General features: G+C 67.5%; 12 protein-coding genes. 9 read left to right on the forward strand and 3 right to left on the reverse strand.

Features of this window, described 5'->3' with window-relative positions; translation table 11 throughout:
• Positions 1 to 113: 113 nt before the first annotated feature.
• The 6 genes from G3N93_RS17915 (at position 114) to G3N93_RS17940 (ending at position 6,340) form a co-directional block, all read left to right on the forward strand.
• Positions 114 to 341, forward strand: a complete 228-nt coding sequence (locus G3N93_RS17915) for a sulfurtransferase TusA family protein (RefSeq protein WP_006402122.1) — start codon at positions 114 to 116, stop codon at positions 339 to 341.
• Between the two features lie 195 nt (positions 342 to 536).
• A complete protein-coding gene (locus G3N93_RS17920) occupies positions 537 to 959 on the forward strand; it encodes a peptidase (RefSeq protein ID WP_174934542.1) in 423 nt (140 codons plus the stop codon).
• Between the two features lie 268 nt (positions 960 to 1,227).
• A complete protein-coding gene (locus tag G3N93_RS17925; RefSeq protein ID WP_006490421.1) occupies positions 1,228 to 1,932 on the forward strand; it encodes a response regulator transcription factor in 705 nt (234 codons plus the stop codon).
• Positions 1,929 to 3,290, forward strand: coding sequence for a FecR domain-containing protein (locus G3N93_RS17930; protein WP_206133625.1), 1,362 nt, complete (start codon positions 1,929 to 1,931; stop codon positions 3,288 to 3,290). Before G3N93_RS17925 ends, G3N93_RS17930 begins: the two co-directional genes overlap by 4 nt.
• A gap of 10 nt (positions 3,291 to 3,300) precedes the next feature.
• Positions 3,301 to 5,688, forward strand: a complete 2,388-nt coding sequence (locus tag G3N93_RS17935; RefSeq protein WP_206133626.1) for a CHASE2 domain-containing protein — start codon at positions 3,301 to 3,303, stop codon at positions 5,686 to 5,688.
• Between the two features lie 37 nt (positions 5,689 to 5,725).
• Positions 5,726 to 6,340 carry a DUF4136 domain-containing protein gene (locus G3N93_RS17940; RefSeq protein ID WP_174936406.1) on the forward strand — a complete coding sequence of 205 codons (615 nt, stop codon included), beginning with the start codon at positions 5,726 to 5,728 and terminating at the stop codon, positions 6,338 to 6,340.
• A gap of 60 nt (positions 6,341 to 6,400) precedes the next feature.
• Here G3N93_RS17940 and galU read toward each other — a convergent pair whose 3' ends face one another.
• Together galU and G3N93_RS17950 are read right to left on the reverse strand one after the other, a co-directional pair.
• Positions 6,401 to 7,285: a UTP--glucose-1-phosphate uridylyltransferase GalU gene (gene galU / locus G3N93_RS17945; RefSeq protein ID WP_174934535.1), complete on the reverse strand. Its 885-nt coding sequence runs from the start codon at positions 7,283 to 7,285 to the stop codon at positions 6,401 to 6,403.
• Positions 7,286 to 7,372: 87 nt separating this feature from the next.
• A complete protein-coding gene (locus G3N93_RS17950; RefSeq protein WP_206133627.1) occupies positions 7,373 to 10,240 on the reverse strand; it encodes a valine--tRNA ligase in 2,868 nt (955 codons plus the stop codon).
• A 213-nt stretch (positions 10,241 to 10,453) separates the two neighbouring features.
• On the opposite strand from G3N93_RS17950, the gene G3N93_RS17955 reads away from it, so the two are divergent.
• Together G3N93_RS17955 and G3N93_RS17960 are read left to right on the forward strand one after the other, a co-directional pair.
• On the forward strand, positions 10,454 to 12,817 hold the full coding sequence (locus tag G3N93_RS17955) for a UvrD-helicase domain-containing protein (RefSeq protein ID WP_039347348.1): 2,364 nt from the start codon (positions 10,454 to 10,456) through the stop codon (positions 12,815 to 12,817).
• A complete protein-coding gene (locus G3N93_RS17960; protein WP_206133628.1) occupies positions 12,814 to 13,611 on the forward strand; it encodes a 5'-methylthioadenosine/adenosylhomocysteine nucleosidase in 798 nt (265 codons plus the stop codon). The genes G3N93_RS17955 and G3N93_RS17960 overlap by 4 nt, the downstream gene beginning before the upstream one ends.
• A 74-nt stretch (positions 13,612 to 13,685) precedes the next feature.
• Here the strand turns inward: G3N93_RS17960 and G3N93_RS17965 are convergent, their stop codons facing one another.
• Entirely contained in the window at positions 13,686 to 14,924 is a 1,239-nt protein-coding gene (locus G3N93_RS17965) for an MFS transporter (RefSeq protein WP_174934523.1), read from the reverse strand.
• 407 nt (positions 14,925 to 15,331) lie between these two features.
• Between G3N93_RS17965 and G3N93_RS17970 the strand changes: the two genes are divergently transcribed.
• Positions 15,332 to 16,637: methyl-accepting chemotaxis protein (locus G3N93_RS17970; protein ID WP_206133629.1), on the forward strand; the 1,306-nt coding region annotated here is incomplete at its 3' end.

The raw sequence follows: 16,637 nt of genomic DNA on the forward strand, positions 1-16,637 counted from the left end.
CGGCGGCGCAGGCGCCGGGCCGCTGGCGGCCCGGGCAGGCAAGGCGGCGCTGCGGTAAAATCACGGCTTCTCTCCGCGCCTTGAATGGCGCGTCATTCGAAGGTCGACAGCCGATGCAGATTCACAAGGAAGTGGACGCGCGCGGGCTCAATTGCCCGTTGCCGATCCTGCGTGCCAAGAAAGCGCTCGCCGATATGGAAAGCGGGCAAATCCTCAAGGTGCTCGCGACCGATCCCGGCTCGCAGCGCGATTTCGCCGCGTTCGCGAAGCAGACGGGCAACGAGATCGTCGAATCGACGACGCAGGACAAGACCTTCGTGTTCCTGATGCGCCGCCGCTGACGGCCCGCATCACGGCGCCGGCCGCGCCCGGCATCGGCCACACTTTTCTGACAATTCTTAAACCTCGCTGCGTGATCGGCTGCGTATACTGACCCGGCCGGTCGTCCGCTCCCAGCGGATGCGCCGGCCACGGTACGTCGTACGGCGGGCACGGGGGCCATGCCAGACGCTACCGTCGTACAAACGGGAGAGGACATGTCCTTCAGACCAGGGACCATTCGACGTCCGTCCGGAGCGGAACGCAGCGTATCGGGACTGAGCCGTATCGAGCTCGACCCGCAACAGGATCGCCACGCGCGTGCCGCGCTGGAGGCCTACGCGGATTCGGCCGCGGCCGAGATGCCGTGGCTGGCCGAGTGGCTCGACGAACGGCTGCGCGATGCCGCACAGGACGACGGCTCGGGCCTGACCTACTGCGGTGCGACGATCGAGCGCGTGTTCGATCTGGCGCAGGCGTGGGCGGCGAGCCAGCCGGACTACGCGGCCACCGCGTGGGAGCGTGTGCGCGGCCAGCTGCAGCGGATGCTTGCACAACCGGCGCGTCCGGAGCCGCTGTCGCATCGCGTGCCGGCCGACGACGTCGCCGAGCCGGTGGCGGGCACCATGGGTGCCGATTAGGCGCTCGATTGCGCGGCAGGAAGGATTATTCGAAGAAAAGACGGTAGTCCGCGCAATTTATTGGCGAATTTCATACTACTATGATGAAATCGCCGGTTCGTCCGTGCCCCGTTTTTGAGATATTTTGCCGGGGTCGCCGGTTTGCGCAGGTGGCGCGAGCGGCGAACGACGGCTCGCCGGCCGGTATCCGGAAGCCGCGCACGTGCTGCGCGGCCGGGTGGGGGCGGGGAGCTGAACTGGACGAATCGATTTCGATTTGCGGGGTGCTATGAGAATTGCTGTACTGGATGACGATCCGGCCCAGACGGATTTCGTCAGTCAAACGCTGACGGCCGTTGGCCATACGTGCTATGCGTTCAAGGAAGGCAAGGCCCTGAAGAAGCGTCTGCAGCGCGAGACGTTCGATCTGCTGGTGCTCGACTGGAACGTACCCGACATGTCCGGCGAGGAAGTGCTGAAGTGGGTGCGTGCCAATCAGACCGAGCACAGCCTGCCGATCATCTTCATGACCAGCCGGGACGACGAGGCGGGGATCACGCAGATCCTCAACGCCGGCGCCGACGATTACGTGGTCAAGCCCGTGTCGGGCCCGATCCTGCGCGCGCGCATCGGCTCGCTGCTGCGTCGCGCGTATCCGGTCAACGCCGAGGCTACCGTTCGCGAATTCGATCAATTCCGTTTCGACGTGAACCTGAAGCAGGCCTACGTCGGCGACAAGGCCGTGAGCCTCACGCAGAAGGAATTCGAACTCGCGCTGCTGCTGTTCCAGCATCTCGACCGGCCGCTGTCGCGTGCGCACATTCTCGATCTCGTGTGGAAGCAGGCGACCGACATCCCGTCGCGCACGATGGACACGCACATCTCGATGCTGCGCACCAAGCTCGGCCTGCGGCCCGAAAACGGCTATCGCCTCGCGCCGATCTACGGCTACGGCTACCGGCTCGAGCGGGTCGGCCAGGGAGAACCGGAGTGACCACGGGAATCACGCAGCGCACGGCGAACCTGCGCACGGCAGCACTGCGCGTAGCCAGCGCGGTCGCGTTTGCGTTCGCCGCGCAGCATGCGGCTGCCCAGCCGCCCGCGGCGGCGGGCAAGATGGTCGTCTACCACACGCAGGCGGGCGACACGCTGTACGACGTCGCCGCGCGCTACCTGCAGGGCGCGGGCGACTGGCAACTGCTTCAGCAGATCAACGGCGTGCCCGCGCCGAAGCACCTGCAGCCCGGCATCGCGCTGAAGCTGCCGGTGGCGCGCCTGCGCAAGGAAAAGCTCACCGCCCGCGTCATCGCGGTGCAGGGCACGGCCGAACGCGCGTCCGGCGACGCTTACGCGCCGCTCGCGAACGACGCGACGCTCGCCGAGGGCGATCGCGTGCGCACGGGCCCGAACGGCTTCGTGACGCTCGAGCTCGCCGACGGCACGCACATGAGCCTGCCGCCCGACAGCCAGCTCGACTTGAAGGCGCTGCGCCGCACGGTGCTGACCGGCACGCTCGATCGCGAGTTCGAACTCACGCGCGGCTCGGTCGACAGCGAAGTCACCCATCTGAAGAAACGCGACGACCGCTTCCAGATCCGGTCGCCGTCGGTCGTGGCCGGCGTGCGCGGCACGCACTTCCGCGTGAACTACGACGCGGCCGGCAATGCGTCGACGCGCGTCGAAGTGCTCGACGGCACCGTCGGCGTCGCGGGCGGCCGCCAGTCGGCCGATCCGACGCTCGTGCATGCGAATTTCGGCAGCGTCGCGACATCGTCCGGCGCGGTCGGCGCGCCCGTCGAACTGCTGCCCGCCCCGGCGCTCGCGCATCCCGACAAGGTGCAGGACGAGCCCGAGGTCGCATTCGACGTCGCGCCGCTCGCCCAGGCGCAGGCATACCGCGTCCAGCTCGCGCACGACGCCGGGCTGCTCGACCTGTTTCGCGAAACGCGCACCGATTCGCCGCGCGCGGTCTTCCGCGACGTGCCGAACGGGAACTACTTCGTGCGGGTCGCCGCGATCGATGCGAACGGCCTCGAGGGCCGGCCGCGCACGTATGCGTTCGAACGCCGCGTGATGGGGCTCGACGCGAGCGCGTCGCCCGGTGCCGGCGGCTACGAGTTCCGCTGGTCGCCGAACGGTTCGGGCAAGGGTGCGCGCTACCGGTTCGTGCTGTCGCGCTCGAAGGACCTGAGCGCGCCGGTCGTCGACCAGGTCGGCCTGCATACGCGCCAGATCACCGTCGCGCACCTGCCGCCGGGCGACTACTTCTGGGCCGTGACCGTCGAGGAGTTCGAAGGCGGCAAGTTCTACGAGAAGACCAGTCCGGTCAGCGCGTTCACGCTGTCGCGCTGATCCGCGGCGCATGAAACCCGATTCCGTTTCTCCGCGGCGGCGCCTCGGCCGCCGCTTCCTGATCGAATGGATCGCGATCGGTTGCCTCGGGATCGCGGTGATCCTCGCGTGCGCGCTCGGCCGCCTGTCGTCGAGCGTCGACGGCCTGATCTACGACCGGCTCCTGATGCTGCGCAGCCTGCCGCTGTCGCCCGACGTGGTCGTCGTCGACATCGACAACCAGAGCGTGTCCGCGCTCGGCCGCTGGCCGTGGTCGCGCGACGTGCATGCGCGGCTGCTCGATACGCTGGCGCGCGCGCAACCGGCCGCCGTCGTCTACGACGTGCTGTTTACCGAACCGTCGCCGGAAGATCGCGCGTTCGCGGACGCGATGACCCACGTGCCGACCTTCCTGCCCGTGCTGCTGAGCCCCGAGCAGGCGGACGGCACGCGCGCGGTCGATCCGCCGGTGGCCGCGCTCGCGGCGCGCGCGGTCGGGCTCGGCCACATCAACCTCGAATTCGACCGCGACGGCATCGTACGCAGCGTGGCGCTGTTCGAGAGCGACGGCCGCGTGCGCTGGCCGCAGTTGATGGTGCCCGTCTATCGCGCGATCCAGGGCGGCCAGCTGCATCCGGTCGGCGGGGCGCCCGGCGCGCATGCGCACGACCTGTCGCGCGACGCGACCGGCGAGGGGCGCTACCTGATCCCGTTCAGCCGCAACACACCCGCGTATCCGACATTGTCGTTCGACGACGTGCTCGAAGGGCGCGTGAAACCCGACGCGCTGCGCGGCAAGATCGTCGTCGTCGGCGTGACGGCGTCGGGGCTGTACGACCGCTTTGCCACGCCCGTGTCCGGCGAATTCGGGCCGCTCGCCGGCGTGTATATCCATGCCAACGTGCTCGACATGCTGGCAACCGGCAGCGCGATCTCGCCGGCGTCACGCGCCGGGCTGTTCGTCGCGTCGCTGCTGCCGCTTGCCGCGCTGCTGGGCGGCTTCCTGATGCTGTCGCCGTGGCGCGCGCTGCTGCTGACGCTGAGCCTTGCCGCACTTGCCGTCGTCGCGAGCATGGCGCTGCTGTTCGAGGCGCGCATCTGGCTGTCGCCGGCGCCCGCGATCTTCGGGCTGATCGCCGTCTACCCGATCTGGAACTGGCGGCGCCTGGAAATGACGATGTCGTACCTGCGCCGCGAGCTGCAGCGGCTCGCCGACGAGCCGCACCTGCTGCCCGAGGCGCCGCGCACGCGCAGCGTCGGCGGCGACGTGCTCGAGCGACAGATGGCGCTGATGGCGCAAGCCGCGCAGCGCGTGCAGGACATGAAGCGTTTCGTGTGGGACAGCCTCGACAGCATGCCCGAGCCGATCTTCGTGACCGACCTGGCCGGCACCGTGCTGATCGCGAACCACGCGGCCAAGCGCTACGGGTCGCGCCTGTCGCTGCCGCTGCCGGAAGGGCGGCCGCTGCGCACCGCGCTCGGCGAGCTGACCTTCATGAAGACCGTCGACGGCAATGCCGAACACGACGTGGCGATCCGCGAACACTGGCCGGCGGTACTCGACCCGACGCTCGAGGCCGAGCACGACGCGATGGCGCGCGGCATCGAGGTGCGTGACCGCGACGGGCTCGACCATCTGCTACGCTACGCGGCTTGCACGAACGCGCAGGGTCGCGTGACGGGCTGGATCGCCGGCCTCGTCGACGTGACCGAACTGCACGCGGCCGAGCGGCAGCGCGAGGAAGCGCTGCACCTGCTGTCGCACGACATGCGCTCGCCGCAGTCGTCGATTCTCGCGCTCGTCGAGATCGAGCGCGACCGCGCCGAAACCGACGCGATGCGCGGGCTGCTCGCGCGGATCGAGCGCTATGCGCACCGCGCGCTGTCGCTGGCCGACGAGTTCGTGCAGCTGGCGCGCGCGGAGTCGCAGGTGTACCAGCTCGAGGCGACGAGCCTCGTCGACGTGCTGATCGATGCGAGCGACGAGGTGTGGCCGCAGGCGCAGGCGAAGCACATTCGCGTCGACACCGATGTCGGCACCGACATGTGCTGGGTGCGCGCCGACCGCTCGCTGATTACGCGTGCGTTCGTGAACCTGCTGAACAATGCAGTCAAATACAGTCCGTCCGCTACCGTGATCACGTGTACGCTGGCGGTCGAGCACGCGTCGAAACGGATGTTCTGTACGATTCGCGATCAGGGATACGGCATTGCGCCGGAAGATCAGCGGCATCTGTTCGAGCGTTTCAAGCGGTTCCATGCCGGCGAGCGGCCCGAAATCTCGGGTTCCGGGCTCGGCATGGCATTCGTGAAGACGGTCGTCACGCGCCATGGGGGCAGCGTGACGGTCGACAGCGAGGTGGGTGTCGGCACCGCGGTGACGGTGTCGCTGCCCGCGATCGACGAGCCGTCCGCCTGACAGGGCCGGGCGCGACGGCAGGCATTTGGGGAAAGCCATGAGAAAGGAATGGGCAGCGACCGCGCTGGCGGCGTCGCTGTTGACGGGTTGCGCCGGCGTGACGACCGGCGTGAGTGCGGTCGGGCAGCCGAACGCGTTCGCATCCGATGCGCACGGCTATGATTTCGTGCGGACGGCCGCGCAGGCCAATGATGCCGAATACCGGCAGATCGAGACGCTCGTGCGCGACGAACTCGCGCACCGCGGCTTCGAAGCCAAGCCGCTCGCCGCCGCGCGCTACCGGTTGTCGATTGCGTATGCGACGCAGCCGGCCTCGGTCGCGGCGATCGCCGACGGCTGTGGCGCCGCGAGCAGTGCATGCGTGACGGTCGACGGACCGGCGCCTTTCGCGCTGCCGTTCATGGGCCGGGTGTATCGCCATGTGCTGACGCTGCGCTTCGTCGACGCGAAATCGGGCGCCGACGTCTACCGCGTATCGGCCGCGCTGCGCGATCGCGATCCCGGCACGCAGCAGGCCGCGCCGGCGCTCGTGAAGAGCGCGCTCGCGAAGGTGCCGTTCGGCGACGGCGGCGGCTGGCTCGTCAAGACGAAAAAAGACGACGCGGGCGGCATGCCGGGCGTCGTCTCGGTGAAGCGGGCCGAAGCGCGCTGAGCGTCGGTCGGTGAGGTGAGGGCGGGCTCGCCGGAGCGAGCCCTCGTGCCCTGGCCGCGTTCAGTCGGCCGGGTGTGCGCTGCCCCGCGTGCGCAGGTATGCGTCGAAATCCGCGCCGACTTCCGCGTGGCGCAGCGCGAATTCGACCGTTGCCTTCAGGTAGCCGAGCTTGCTGCCGCAGTCGTAGCGCGTGCCCTGGTACTTGTAGGCCAGCACCTGCTCATCGGCGAGCAGCGCCTGGATCGCGTCGGTGAGCTGCAGCTCGCCGCCCGCGCCGGGCTTCAGCGCGCGCAGGTGCTCGAAGATCCGCGGCTTCAGGATGTAGCGGCCGACCACGCCGAGGTTCGACGGCGCGACTTCCGGCGCCGGCTTCTCGACGATCGCCGACATCTTGACGATCGACTCTTCCCATTCCTTGCCGTCGACGATCCCGTACGACTTCGTCTCCGACGGCGGGATCTCTTCGACGCCGATCACCGAGCTGTGATAGTGGTCGAACACGTCGACCATCTGCTTCATCACGGGCGGGTTGCCGTCGAGCAGGTCGTCGGCGAGGATCACCGCGAACGGGTTGTCGGCCACGAGCTTTTCCGCGCACAGCACCGCATGGCCGAGGCCGAGCGCTTCCGGCTGGCGCACGTAGAAGCAGTCGACATGGCTCGGCTTGATGCTGCGCACGAGCTCGAGCAGCTTTTCCTTGCCGCGCGCCTCGAGTTCGGCCTCGACCTCGTACGACTTGTCGAAGTGGTCCTCGATCGCGCGCTTGCTGCGCCCGGTGACGAAGATCATCTCGGTGATGCCGGCGGCGATCGCTTCCTCGACTGCGTACTGGATCAGCGGCTTGTCGACGACCGGCAGCATTTCCTTCGGGCTCGCTTTCGTTGCCGGGAGGAACCGCGTGCCAAGACCAGCAACGGGGAACACCGCCTTGGTAACTTTCAGCATGATCGAACCTTTATTCCTGTAATCGACTTGTCAGACGGTCTATGTTCACGTCCCCATTATAGTGAACGCAAACGACCTTACCCTTTGTTACGCAGGCAACCGATCGAGCTGCGCGCGCAGTTTCTCGAGCGTGCTCTGGAATTCCGCGACGCGCTTTTGCTCCTGTTCGACCACGGCCGGCGGCGCTTTCGCGACGAATGCCTCGTTGCCGAGCTTCGCATTGCACTTCGTGATCTCGTTCGTCAGGCGCGTGATCTCCTTCGACAGGCGCTCGCGTTCGGCCGCGACGTCGATCTCGACCTTCAGCACCAGCTTGTTCGGCCCGACGATCGCGATCGGCGCACCGTGCGCCTCCTTGTCGAGCGTCGCTTCGTCCGCGAGGATCTGCACTTCCGACAGGCGCGCGAGGGCCTGGACGTACGGCGCGAACGAGCGCAGGCGCTCGGCATCGCCGGCTGCGAGCAGCGGCACCTTGGTGGCCGGCGACAGGTTCATCTCGCCGCGCAGGTTGCGGCACGCGTCGACGATCGCCTTCAGGTCGGCCGCCCACTGTTCGGACGCCTCGTCGATCTTCTGCAGGTTCGCGACCGGGTACGCCTGCGTCATCAGCGACGCTTCGCCCTCGGCCTTGCCCTGCGGATAGCGGCCCGCCAGCGGCGCGACCTTCTGCCAGAGCGCTTCGGTGATGAACGGGATGATCGGATGCGCGAGGCGCAGCACCGTCTCGAGCACGCGCAGCAGCGTGCGGCGCGTCGCGCGCTGCTGTTCCGGCGTGCCGTTCTGGATCTGCACCTTCGCGAGTTCGAGATACCAGTCGCAGTACTCGTCCCACACGAACTTGTAGATGCTGCTTGCGATGTTGTCGAAGCGGTAATCGGCGAAGCCCTTCGCGATGTCCGCCTCCGTGCGCTGCAGCAGCGACACGATCCAGCGGTCGGCCGCCGAGAAGTCGAGGTAGCCGCCCGGGCCGCAATCGCCCGCGCCGCAGACTTCCGGCTTGTCGCTGCCGCAGTCGTGACCTTCGCAGTTCATCAGCACGAAGCGCGTCGCGTTCCACAGCTTGTTGCAGAAGTTGCGATAGCCTTCGCAGCGCGCGAGGTCGAAGTTCACATTGCGGCCGAGCGTCGCCATCGACGCCATCGTGAAGCGCAGCGCGTCGGTGCCGAACGCGGCGATGCCGTCCGGGAATTCCTTGCGCGTCTTCTTCTCGATCGTCGCGGCCTGCTTCGGGTTCATCAGGCCCGTCGTGCGCTTCGCGACCAGCGTGTCGAGGTCGATGCCGTCGACGATGTCGATCGGGTCGAGCGTGTTGCCCTTGCTCTTCGACATCTTCTGGCCTTCCGCGTCGCGCACGAGGCCGTGCACGTAGACGGTGTGGAACGGCACCTTGCCCGTGAAGTGCGTGGTCATCATCACCATCCGGGCGACCCAGAAGAAGATGATGTCGAAGCCCGTGACGAGCACCGACGACGGCAGGAAGTGCTTCAGTTCAGGCGTTTCGTTCGGCCAGCCGAGCGACGAGAACGGCACGAGCGCCGACGAGAACCACGTGTCGAGCACGTCTTCGTCGCGCTTCAGCGCACCCGTGTAACCCTTCGCGGCAGCCTGCGCGCGCGCTTCTTCCTCGTTGCGCGCGACGAACACCTCGCCGTTCTCGCCGTACCACGCGGGAATCTGGTGGCCCCACCACAGCTGGCGCGAGATGCACCAGTCCTGGATGTTCTCGAGCCACTGGTAATAGGTGGTCGTCCAGTTTTCCGGGACGAACCTGATCTGGCCGCTGCGCACGACGTCGAGCGACGTTTCCGTGATCGACTTGCCCGGATTGAACGTGCCTTCCGGCGCCGGCTTTGTCATCGCGACGAACCACTGGTCGGTCAGCATCGGCTCGATCACGACGCCCGTGCGGTCGCCGCGCGGCACCATCAGCTTGTGCGGCTTCACCGAGTCGAGGAAGCCCGCTGCGTCGAGGTCGGCGACGATCGCCTTGCGCGCGTCGAAGCGGTCGAGGCCGCGATACTGCTCGGGGCCGTTGTCGTTGATCTTCGCATCGAGCGTCAGGATCTCGATCGGCGCGATCTTGTGGCGCTGGCCGACCTGGTAGTCGTTGAAGTCGTGCGCGGGCGTGACCTTCACGACGCCCGTGCCGAACTCGCGGTCGACGTAGTCGTCGGCGATCACCGGGATCTCGCGGCCCGTCAGCGGCAGCGTGACGAGCTTGCCGATCAGGTGCGCGTAGCGCTCGTCTTCCGGGTGGACCATCAGCGCGACGTCGCCGAGCATCGTTTCCGGGCGCGTCGTGGCAACGGTCAGCGAGCCCGAGCCGTCGACGAGCGGGTAGCGGATGTGCCACAGGTGGCCGTTTTCCTCTTCGCTCACGACTTCGAGGTCCGACACCGCGGTCAGCAGCACCGGATCCCAGTTGACGAGGCGCTTGCCGCGGTAGATCAGACCCTGTTCAAAGAGCGTGACGAACACGTCGCGCACGGCGGCCGACATCTTGTCGTCCATCGTGAAGTATTCGCGCGACCAGTCGGGCGAGGCGCCGAGGCGGCGCACCTGGCCGGTGATCGTCGAACCCGATTTTTCCTTCCATTCCCACACGCGCTCGACGAACTTCTCGCGGCCGAGGTCGTGGCGCGACACGCCCTGCGCGTCGAGCTGGCGCTCGACGACGATCTGGGTCGCGATCCCCGCGTGGTCGGTGCCGGGCACCCACAGCGTGTTCTCGCCGAGCATCCGGTGGTAGCGGGTGAGGCCGTCCATGATCGTCTGGTTGAACGCGTGGCCCATGTGCAACGTGCCCGTGACGTTCGGCGGCGGCAACTGGATCGAGAAATCGGGGCGGGCCGGATCGAAGGCCGGGGCCGCATAGCCGCGCTTTTCCCACTCCGGCCCCCATTGGGACTCGATGGTGTGGGGCTCGAAGCTCTTCGCAAGCGTGTTGTCGCTCATGTTGGAAATCTGCCGAAAAATGCGTGAATTGGATGCCGAATCTGACAATTATAAATGGATGCACATCGACCAGCCATCGCCTTGCCGGCGCGGGCCTGTCGGGACACGGCCGCAGCGCGCTCGTGACGTGCCGTTGAACGGATCGGGAACAGCATCGCGCGGCCGACTTATAATGTCGGGTCCGCATTTTTCTCGCCCGTCCGCTGCCGCTCCATGCCCGATCTGCTCGCCAATCTGAACCCCGAACAACTCGCCGCCGTCACGTTGCCGAACGAACCGGCGCTGATCCTTGCAGGGGCGGGCAGCGGCAAGACCCGCGTGCTGATCACCCGCATCGCGTGGCTGATCCAGCAGGGCTACGCATCGCCGCCCACCGTGCTCGCCGTGACCTTCACGAACAAGGCCGCGCGCGAGATGATGGCGCGCCTGTCGGCGATGATGCCGATCGACACGCGCGGGATGTGGATCGGCACGTTCCACGGCCTGTGCAACCGGATGCTGCGCACGCACTGGCGCGACGCCGGCCTGCCGCAGACCTTCCAGATCCTCGATACGGCCGACCAGCTGTCCGCGATCAAGCGGCTGATGAAGGCGGCGAACGTCGACGACGAGAAGTACCCGCCGAAGAACGTGCAGTACTTCATCAACAACGCGAAGGAGCAGGGGCTGCGTCCCGACAAGGTCGACGCGTCCGACAACTTCAACCGCAAGTTCGTCGAGCTGTACCAGGCATACGACCAGCAGTGCCAGCGCGAGGGCGTCGTCGATTTCCCCGAGCTGCTGCTGCGCTGCTACGAACTGCTCGCGTACAACGCGCCGCTGCGCGCGCACTACCAGGCGCGCTTCCGGCACATCCTCGTCGACGAGTTCCAGGACACCAACAAGCTGCAGTACGCGTGGCTCAAGATGCTCGCGGGCGGCGAGAACGCGATTTTCGCGGTCGGCGACGACGACCAGTCGATCTACGCGTTCCGTGGCGCGAACGTCGGCAACATGCGCGACTTCGAAGACGAATTCCGCGTGCGCAACCTGATCAAGCTCGAACAGAACTACCGGTCGCATGGCAACATCCTCGACGCGGCGAATCAGCTGATCTCGAACAACGCGCACCGCCTCGGCAAGAACCTGCGCACCGACGCTGGCCACGGCGAGCCCGTGCGCGTGTACGAGGCGAGCACCGATTCGCAGGAAGCCGGCTGGATCGTCGAGGAGATCCGCTCGCTGATCAATACCGGGATGGCGCGCAGCGAAGTGGCCGTCCTGTACCGCAGCAACGCGCAGTCGCGTTCGATCGAGCACACGCTGATGTCGTCGGGCATCCCGTACCGCGTGTACGGCGGCCTGCGCTTCTTCGAGCGTCAGGAAGTGAAGCACGCGCTCGCGTACCTGCGCCTGATCGACAACCCGAACGACGACACCGCGTTCGTGCGCGTCGTGAACTTCCCGACCCGCGGCATCGGTGCGCGCTCGATCGAGCAGTTGGCCGACGCCGCGCGCCTGTACGGCTGCTCGATGGCCGCCGCGATTCCGTACGTGACGGGCAAGGCCGGCACGAGCCTCGGCGGGTTCGCGAACCTGGTCGCGAAGATGCGCGCCGACACGCAGCACATGAATCTGCCCGACACCGTCGAGCACATCGTGCGCGCCAGCGGTCTCGCCGATTTCTACCAGGGCGAGCGCGAAGGCCAGGATCGTCTCGAGAACTTGCAGGAACTGGTCAACGCGGCCACCGCGTTCATCGCCGAGGAAGGCTACGGGCTCGACACGCCGGCTCGTTCGATCCCGCTGCGCGCGGGCGCGATCGCGGCGCCCGAGCTCGGCACCGCGACGGACGATCCGGCGGTCGACGTGCTCGATCCGGTATCGCCCGCCGACCCGGCACAGAACCCCGACACGATGACGCCGCTCGCCGGCTTCCTGTCGCATGCATCGCTGGAGGCCGGTGACAACCAGGCGCAGGCCGGGCAGGACGCCGTGCAGCTGATGACGGTGCACGCGGCAAAGGGGCTCGAATTCTCGGCCGTGTTCATCACGGGCCTCGAGGAGGGGCTGTTCCCGCACGAGAACAGCGTGCTCGAATCGGACGGCCTCGAGGAAGAGCGCCGGCTGATGTACGTCGCGATCACGCGCGCGAAGGAGCGGCTCTACCTGTCGTTCGCGCAGAGCCGGATGCTGCACGGCCAGACGCGCTACAACGTGCGCTCGCGTTTCTTCGACGAGTTGCCCGAACACGTGTTGAAGTGGCTGACGCCGAAGGTCGAGGCCGGTTCGCGCTGGGGCGGTCGGTCGGACAACGCCGGGTACGGGCGCGACTGGTTCGCGCGGCCGGGCGGCGGCAGTCGCGAGCAGATCGTCGACCCGGCCGTATCCGCGCCGCTGCCCGCGTTCGCGAACAAGCAGCGCGCGGCCGATGCCGGTTTCCGGGTCGGCCAGCAGGTGTTCCACACCAAGTTCGGCGAAGGCACGGTCACCGCGCTCGAGGGCAACGGCACCGATGCGAAGGCGCAGGTGAAATTCAAGCGGCACGGCGAGAAGTGGCTCGCGCTCGCGGTCGCGAAACTGCAGGCGGTGGAATGATGGGCATCGACATGGATGTGACGCCTGCGGCTCGTCCGCTCGGCATTCTGGCCGCGCTGCCCGAGGAACTCGGCGACCTGATCGCCGCGATGCGCGCCGACGGCGCGATGAAGACGGTCACGCTCGGCCGTCGCGATTATCACGTCGGCACCGTGCACGGCGCGGCCTGCGTCGTGACGCTTGCACGGGTCGGCAAGGTCGCGGCCGCCGCGACGGTCAGCGCGCTGATCCACGTGTTCGGCGTGGCGGGCGTCGTGTTCACCGGCGTCGCGGGCGGCGTGTCGCGCACGGTGCGCGTCGGCGACGTCGTCGTGGCCGACACGCTGCTGCAGCACGATCTCGATGCGTCGCCGCTCTTTCCTCGCTACGAGGTGCCGCTGCTCGGCATCACGCGTTTCGCAACCGACGCGGCGTTGACCGCGAGCCTGCGGGCGGCGTGCACGCAGTTCGTCGAGGAAGAGGGCTCGCAGTTCGCCGCGCGCTTCGGCCTGGCCGGTGCGACGCTGCATGCGGGGCTCATCATCAGCGGCGACCGCTTCGTGTCGAGCGAGCGCGAGGTCGTCGCGTTGCGTGATGCGCTGCCGGATGCGCTCGCGGTCGAGATGGAAGGGGCCGCGATCGCGCAGGTTTGCGCGGAGCACGAGGTGCCATTCGCGATCGTGCGTACGATCTCCGATACGGCCGACGATCACGCGACGCAGTCGTTTTCGCACTTCCTGTCGGCGATCGCGAGCAGCTATTCGTCCGGCATCCTCAAGCGTTTCCTGACGCTGCATGCGACGACGGCGGCCTGAAGCCGCCGTCGTTTGCTTCCTTCCTTCATTCGAGCCATTCGACCGGCCGCGGCGCGCACGCCGCAGCCGGCTCGTCACGCCTTCTTGCGCCGGCTGCTTTCGAGGTTCGGCAGGAACACCGTCAGCACGCCGATCAGCGGCAGGAACGAGCACACCTTGTAGACGAACGTGATGCTCGTCGCGTCGGCGAGCTGGCCGAGCACGGCCGCGCCGACTCCGCCGAGACCGAACGCGAAGCCGAAGAACAGGCCCGCGACCATCCCGACCTTGCCGGGCATCAGCTCCGTCGCGTAGACCAGGATCGCGGCGAATGCCGACGCGAGCACGATGCCGATGATCACGGTCAGCACGCTGGTCCAGAACAGGTTCGCGTACGGCAGCAGCAGCGTGAACGGCGCGACGCCGAGGATCGATACCCAGATCACGTACTTGCGGCCGATCCGGTCGCCCACCGGCCCGCCGATCAGCGTGCCGGCCGCCACGGCCGCGAGGAACACGAACAGGTGGATCTGCGCGGCCTGCACCGACAGGTGGAACTTGTCGATCAGGTAGAAGGTGAAATAGCTGTTGATGCTCGCGAGGTAGAAGTACTTCGAGAACACGAGCAGCACCAGCACGCCGATCGCGCCCATCACGCGACCGCGCGACAGCGTCGGATGGCCTGCCGCCGCAGCCTTCTTCTTCATCGACGGATGCTTCTTGTACCAGTGGCCGATCTGCGTGAGCACGATCATCGCGACGAGCGCGGCCGCCGAGAACCACGCGATGCTGTGCTGGCCGTGCGGAATGATCACGAGTGCGGCAAGCAGCGGCCCGAGCGCGGATCCCGCATTGCCGCCGACCTGGAACACCGACTGCGCGAGCCCGTGCTGGCCGCCCGACGCCATCCGCGCGACGCGTGACGATTCCGGATGAAATACCGACGAGCCGCAGCCGACGAGCGCAGCAGCTACCAGCAGCATCGGGAAATTCGGCGCGACCGACATCAGCAGCAGCCCCGCGAGCGTGAAGCCCATGCCGACCGGCAGCGAATACGGTTTCGGACGCTTGTCGGTATAGAGGCCGATGAGCGGCTGAAGCAGCGATGCGGTGATCTGGTAGGTGAGCGTGATCAGGCCGATCTGCGCGAACGACAGCGCGAACTGGCTCTTGAGCATCGGATAGATCGCGAGGATCAACGACTGGATCATGTCGTTGAGCATGTGCGAGAAGCTGATCGCGCCGAGCACCGGGTACACGGTGCGGGCGACGGGTGGCGCGGACGGCTGGGTGGCGGCTGCGCCGGCGGAGCCGGTGTCGAGGCTGGTTTCCATGTGAGAGCTGAACGAGTTGAGGTGGCGGGCGCGCGCTGCTGGGGAGTGGCGCGTCTTGAATCGTTGCTGCGTCAAAGAAGTGTAATGTGGCGCATCGAGAATGTCCGGACAAGTTTTATCGTGAATCGGACATTCATCTGACGGATCGTCCGGTGCCCGTTTTTTTGACCGGGTATAACGCTGGCGGCGCGTCTGCCCGTTAGCGGGCGCGCGCCCGGGGCCGGTGCGTGGTTTCCCGGACTCAAGAAACGGCGGTGGCGGCCGTAGAACGACCCAATGACAACAGGCGCGCCGCGCCCGGCACCGGCTATCCGCCGGTGCGGGTGCAGGACGCGCGGCATGGCCAGCCATCGCGGGAACGCCGGGACCGACCTTTCCGGCCGCGTGATCAATACGGGGATAGTTCGATGAAAGCAGCATCTTTGCATCCACAGCCAGGTACGGCACCCGCCGCACCCAACGGTGCCGCCGGTCGCGCCGCCCGGCGCCTGCGGGCGGCGCGTCGCGAGCGCCGGCCGTGGACCGTCAAGGCGACGTTGCGCGCCGCATTCGCGATCCTGCTCGCCGGTACGCTGGCGATCGGCATGTTTTCGCTCTGGCAGATCAGCCGGCTGAATGCGTCGATCGCGTCGGTCTACGAGCAGGGCCACGTTGCGAGCCGCGCGGCCGAGGAGGTCCGGGCCGAAGTACTGCGCGCGAGCCGCGCCCAGAAGATGCTGCTGACGGCGACCACGGCGAAGGAGCGCGACGAACTGGGCGCCGAGGTGGGCGCGGGGCTCACGTCGATCGGCCAGGCGCTCGGCACGCTGCAGCGCTACGCGGATCCGGCCGATGCCGACGATTCGGCGCGGCTGCACTCATTCTCGACGGCAGTCGGCACATGGAGTGCGCATCTGCGCGATTTCGTCGAACTCGTGCGCGCGCAGCCGCTCGACCTGTCGCAGATGAACTGGCAGGTCGGTACGCAGGACGTGTCGTTGCTGGTCGAAACCGGCAAGCTCGAGAAAATCGTCGCCGAACTCGTGAAGACACGCGGCGCGAAGTCGAAGGCGACGCTCGATGCGTCCGCGACCATTTTCTCGTCGTCGTTCGCGATGATCGCGGCGATGACGGTTGCGCTGATCGTGCTCGCGATCGTGATCGCCGAGCGCGTCGTGCGCCGTCTCGCGTCGCAGCTCGGCGGCGAGCCTGCGCACGCGAAGGCGATCGCCGCGGACATCGCGCGCGGCGACCTGACGCGACCGATCAAGCTGGGCCGGCACGACCGCGACAGCATGGTGCGTGCGCTGGCCGAGATGCAGACGGGGCTCGCGGCGACCGTCGGCGAGATCGCCGTCAGTGCCGAGGCGATCGCGGCCGCGTCGGGCGAGATCTCCACCGGCAACCTCGATCTGTCGAAGCGCACCGAGCAGCAGGCCGTCGCGCTCGAGCGCACCGCAGCCAGCATGGAGCAGCTCACGTCGACCGTCCGGCAGAATGCCGAGAACGCGCGGCAGGCGAGCTCGCTCGCCGCCAATGCGTCGGCCGTCGCGGAGACGGGCGGGGAAGTCGTCGGACGTGTGGTGGCGACGATGAGCGAGATCGACGACAGCGCAAAGAACATCCGCGACATCATCGGCACCATCGAGGGGATCGCGTTCCAGACCAACATTCTCGCGTTGAATGCGGCGGTCGAGGCCGCGCGCGCCGGCGAGCAGGGGCGCGGCTTCTCGG

Source organism: Burkholderia sp. Se-20378 (assembly GCF_017104665.1).
GTDB classification, from domain to species: Bacteria; Pseudomonadota; Gammaproteobacteria; order Burkholderiales; family Burkholderiaceae; genus Burkholderia; species Burkholderia lata.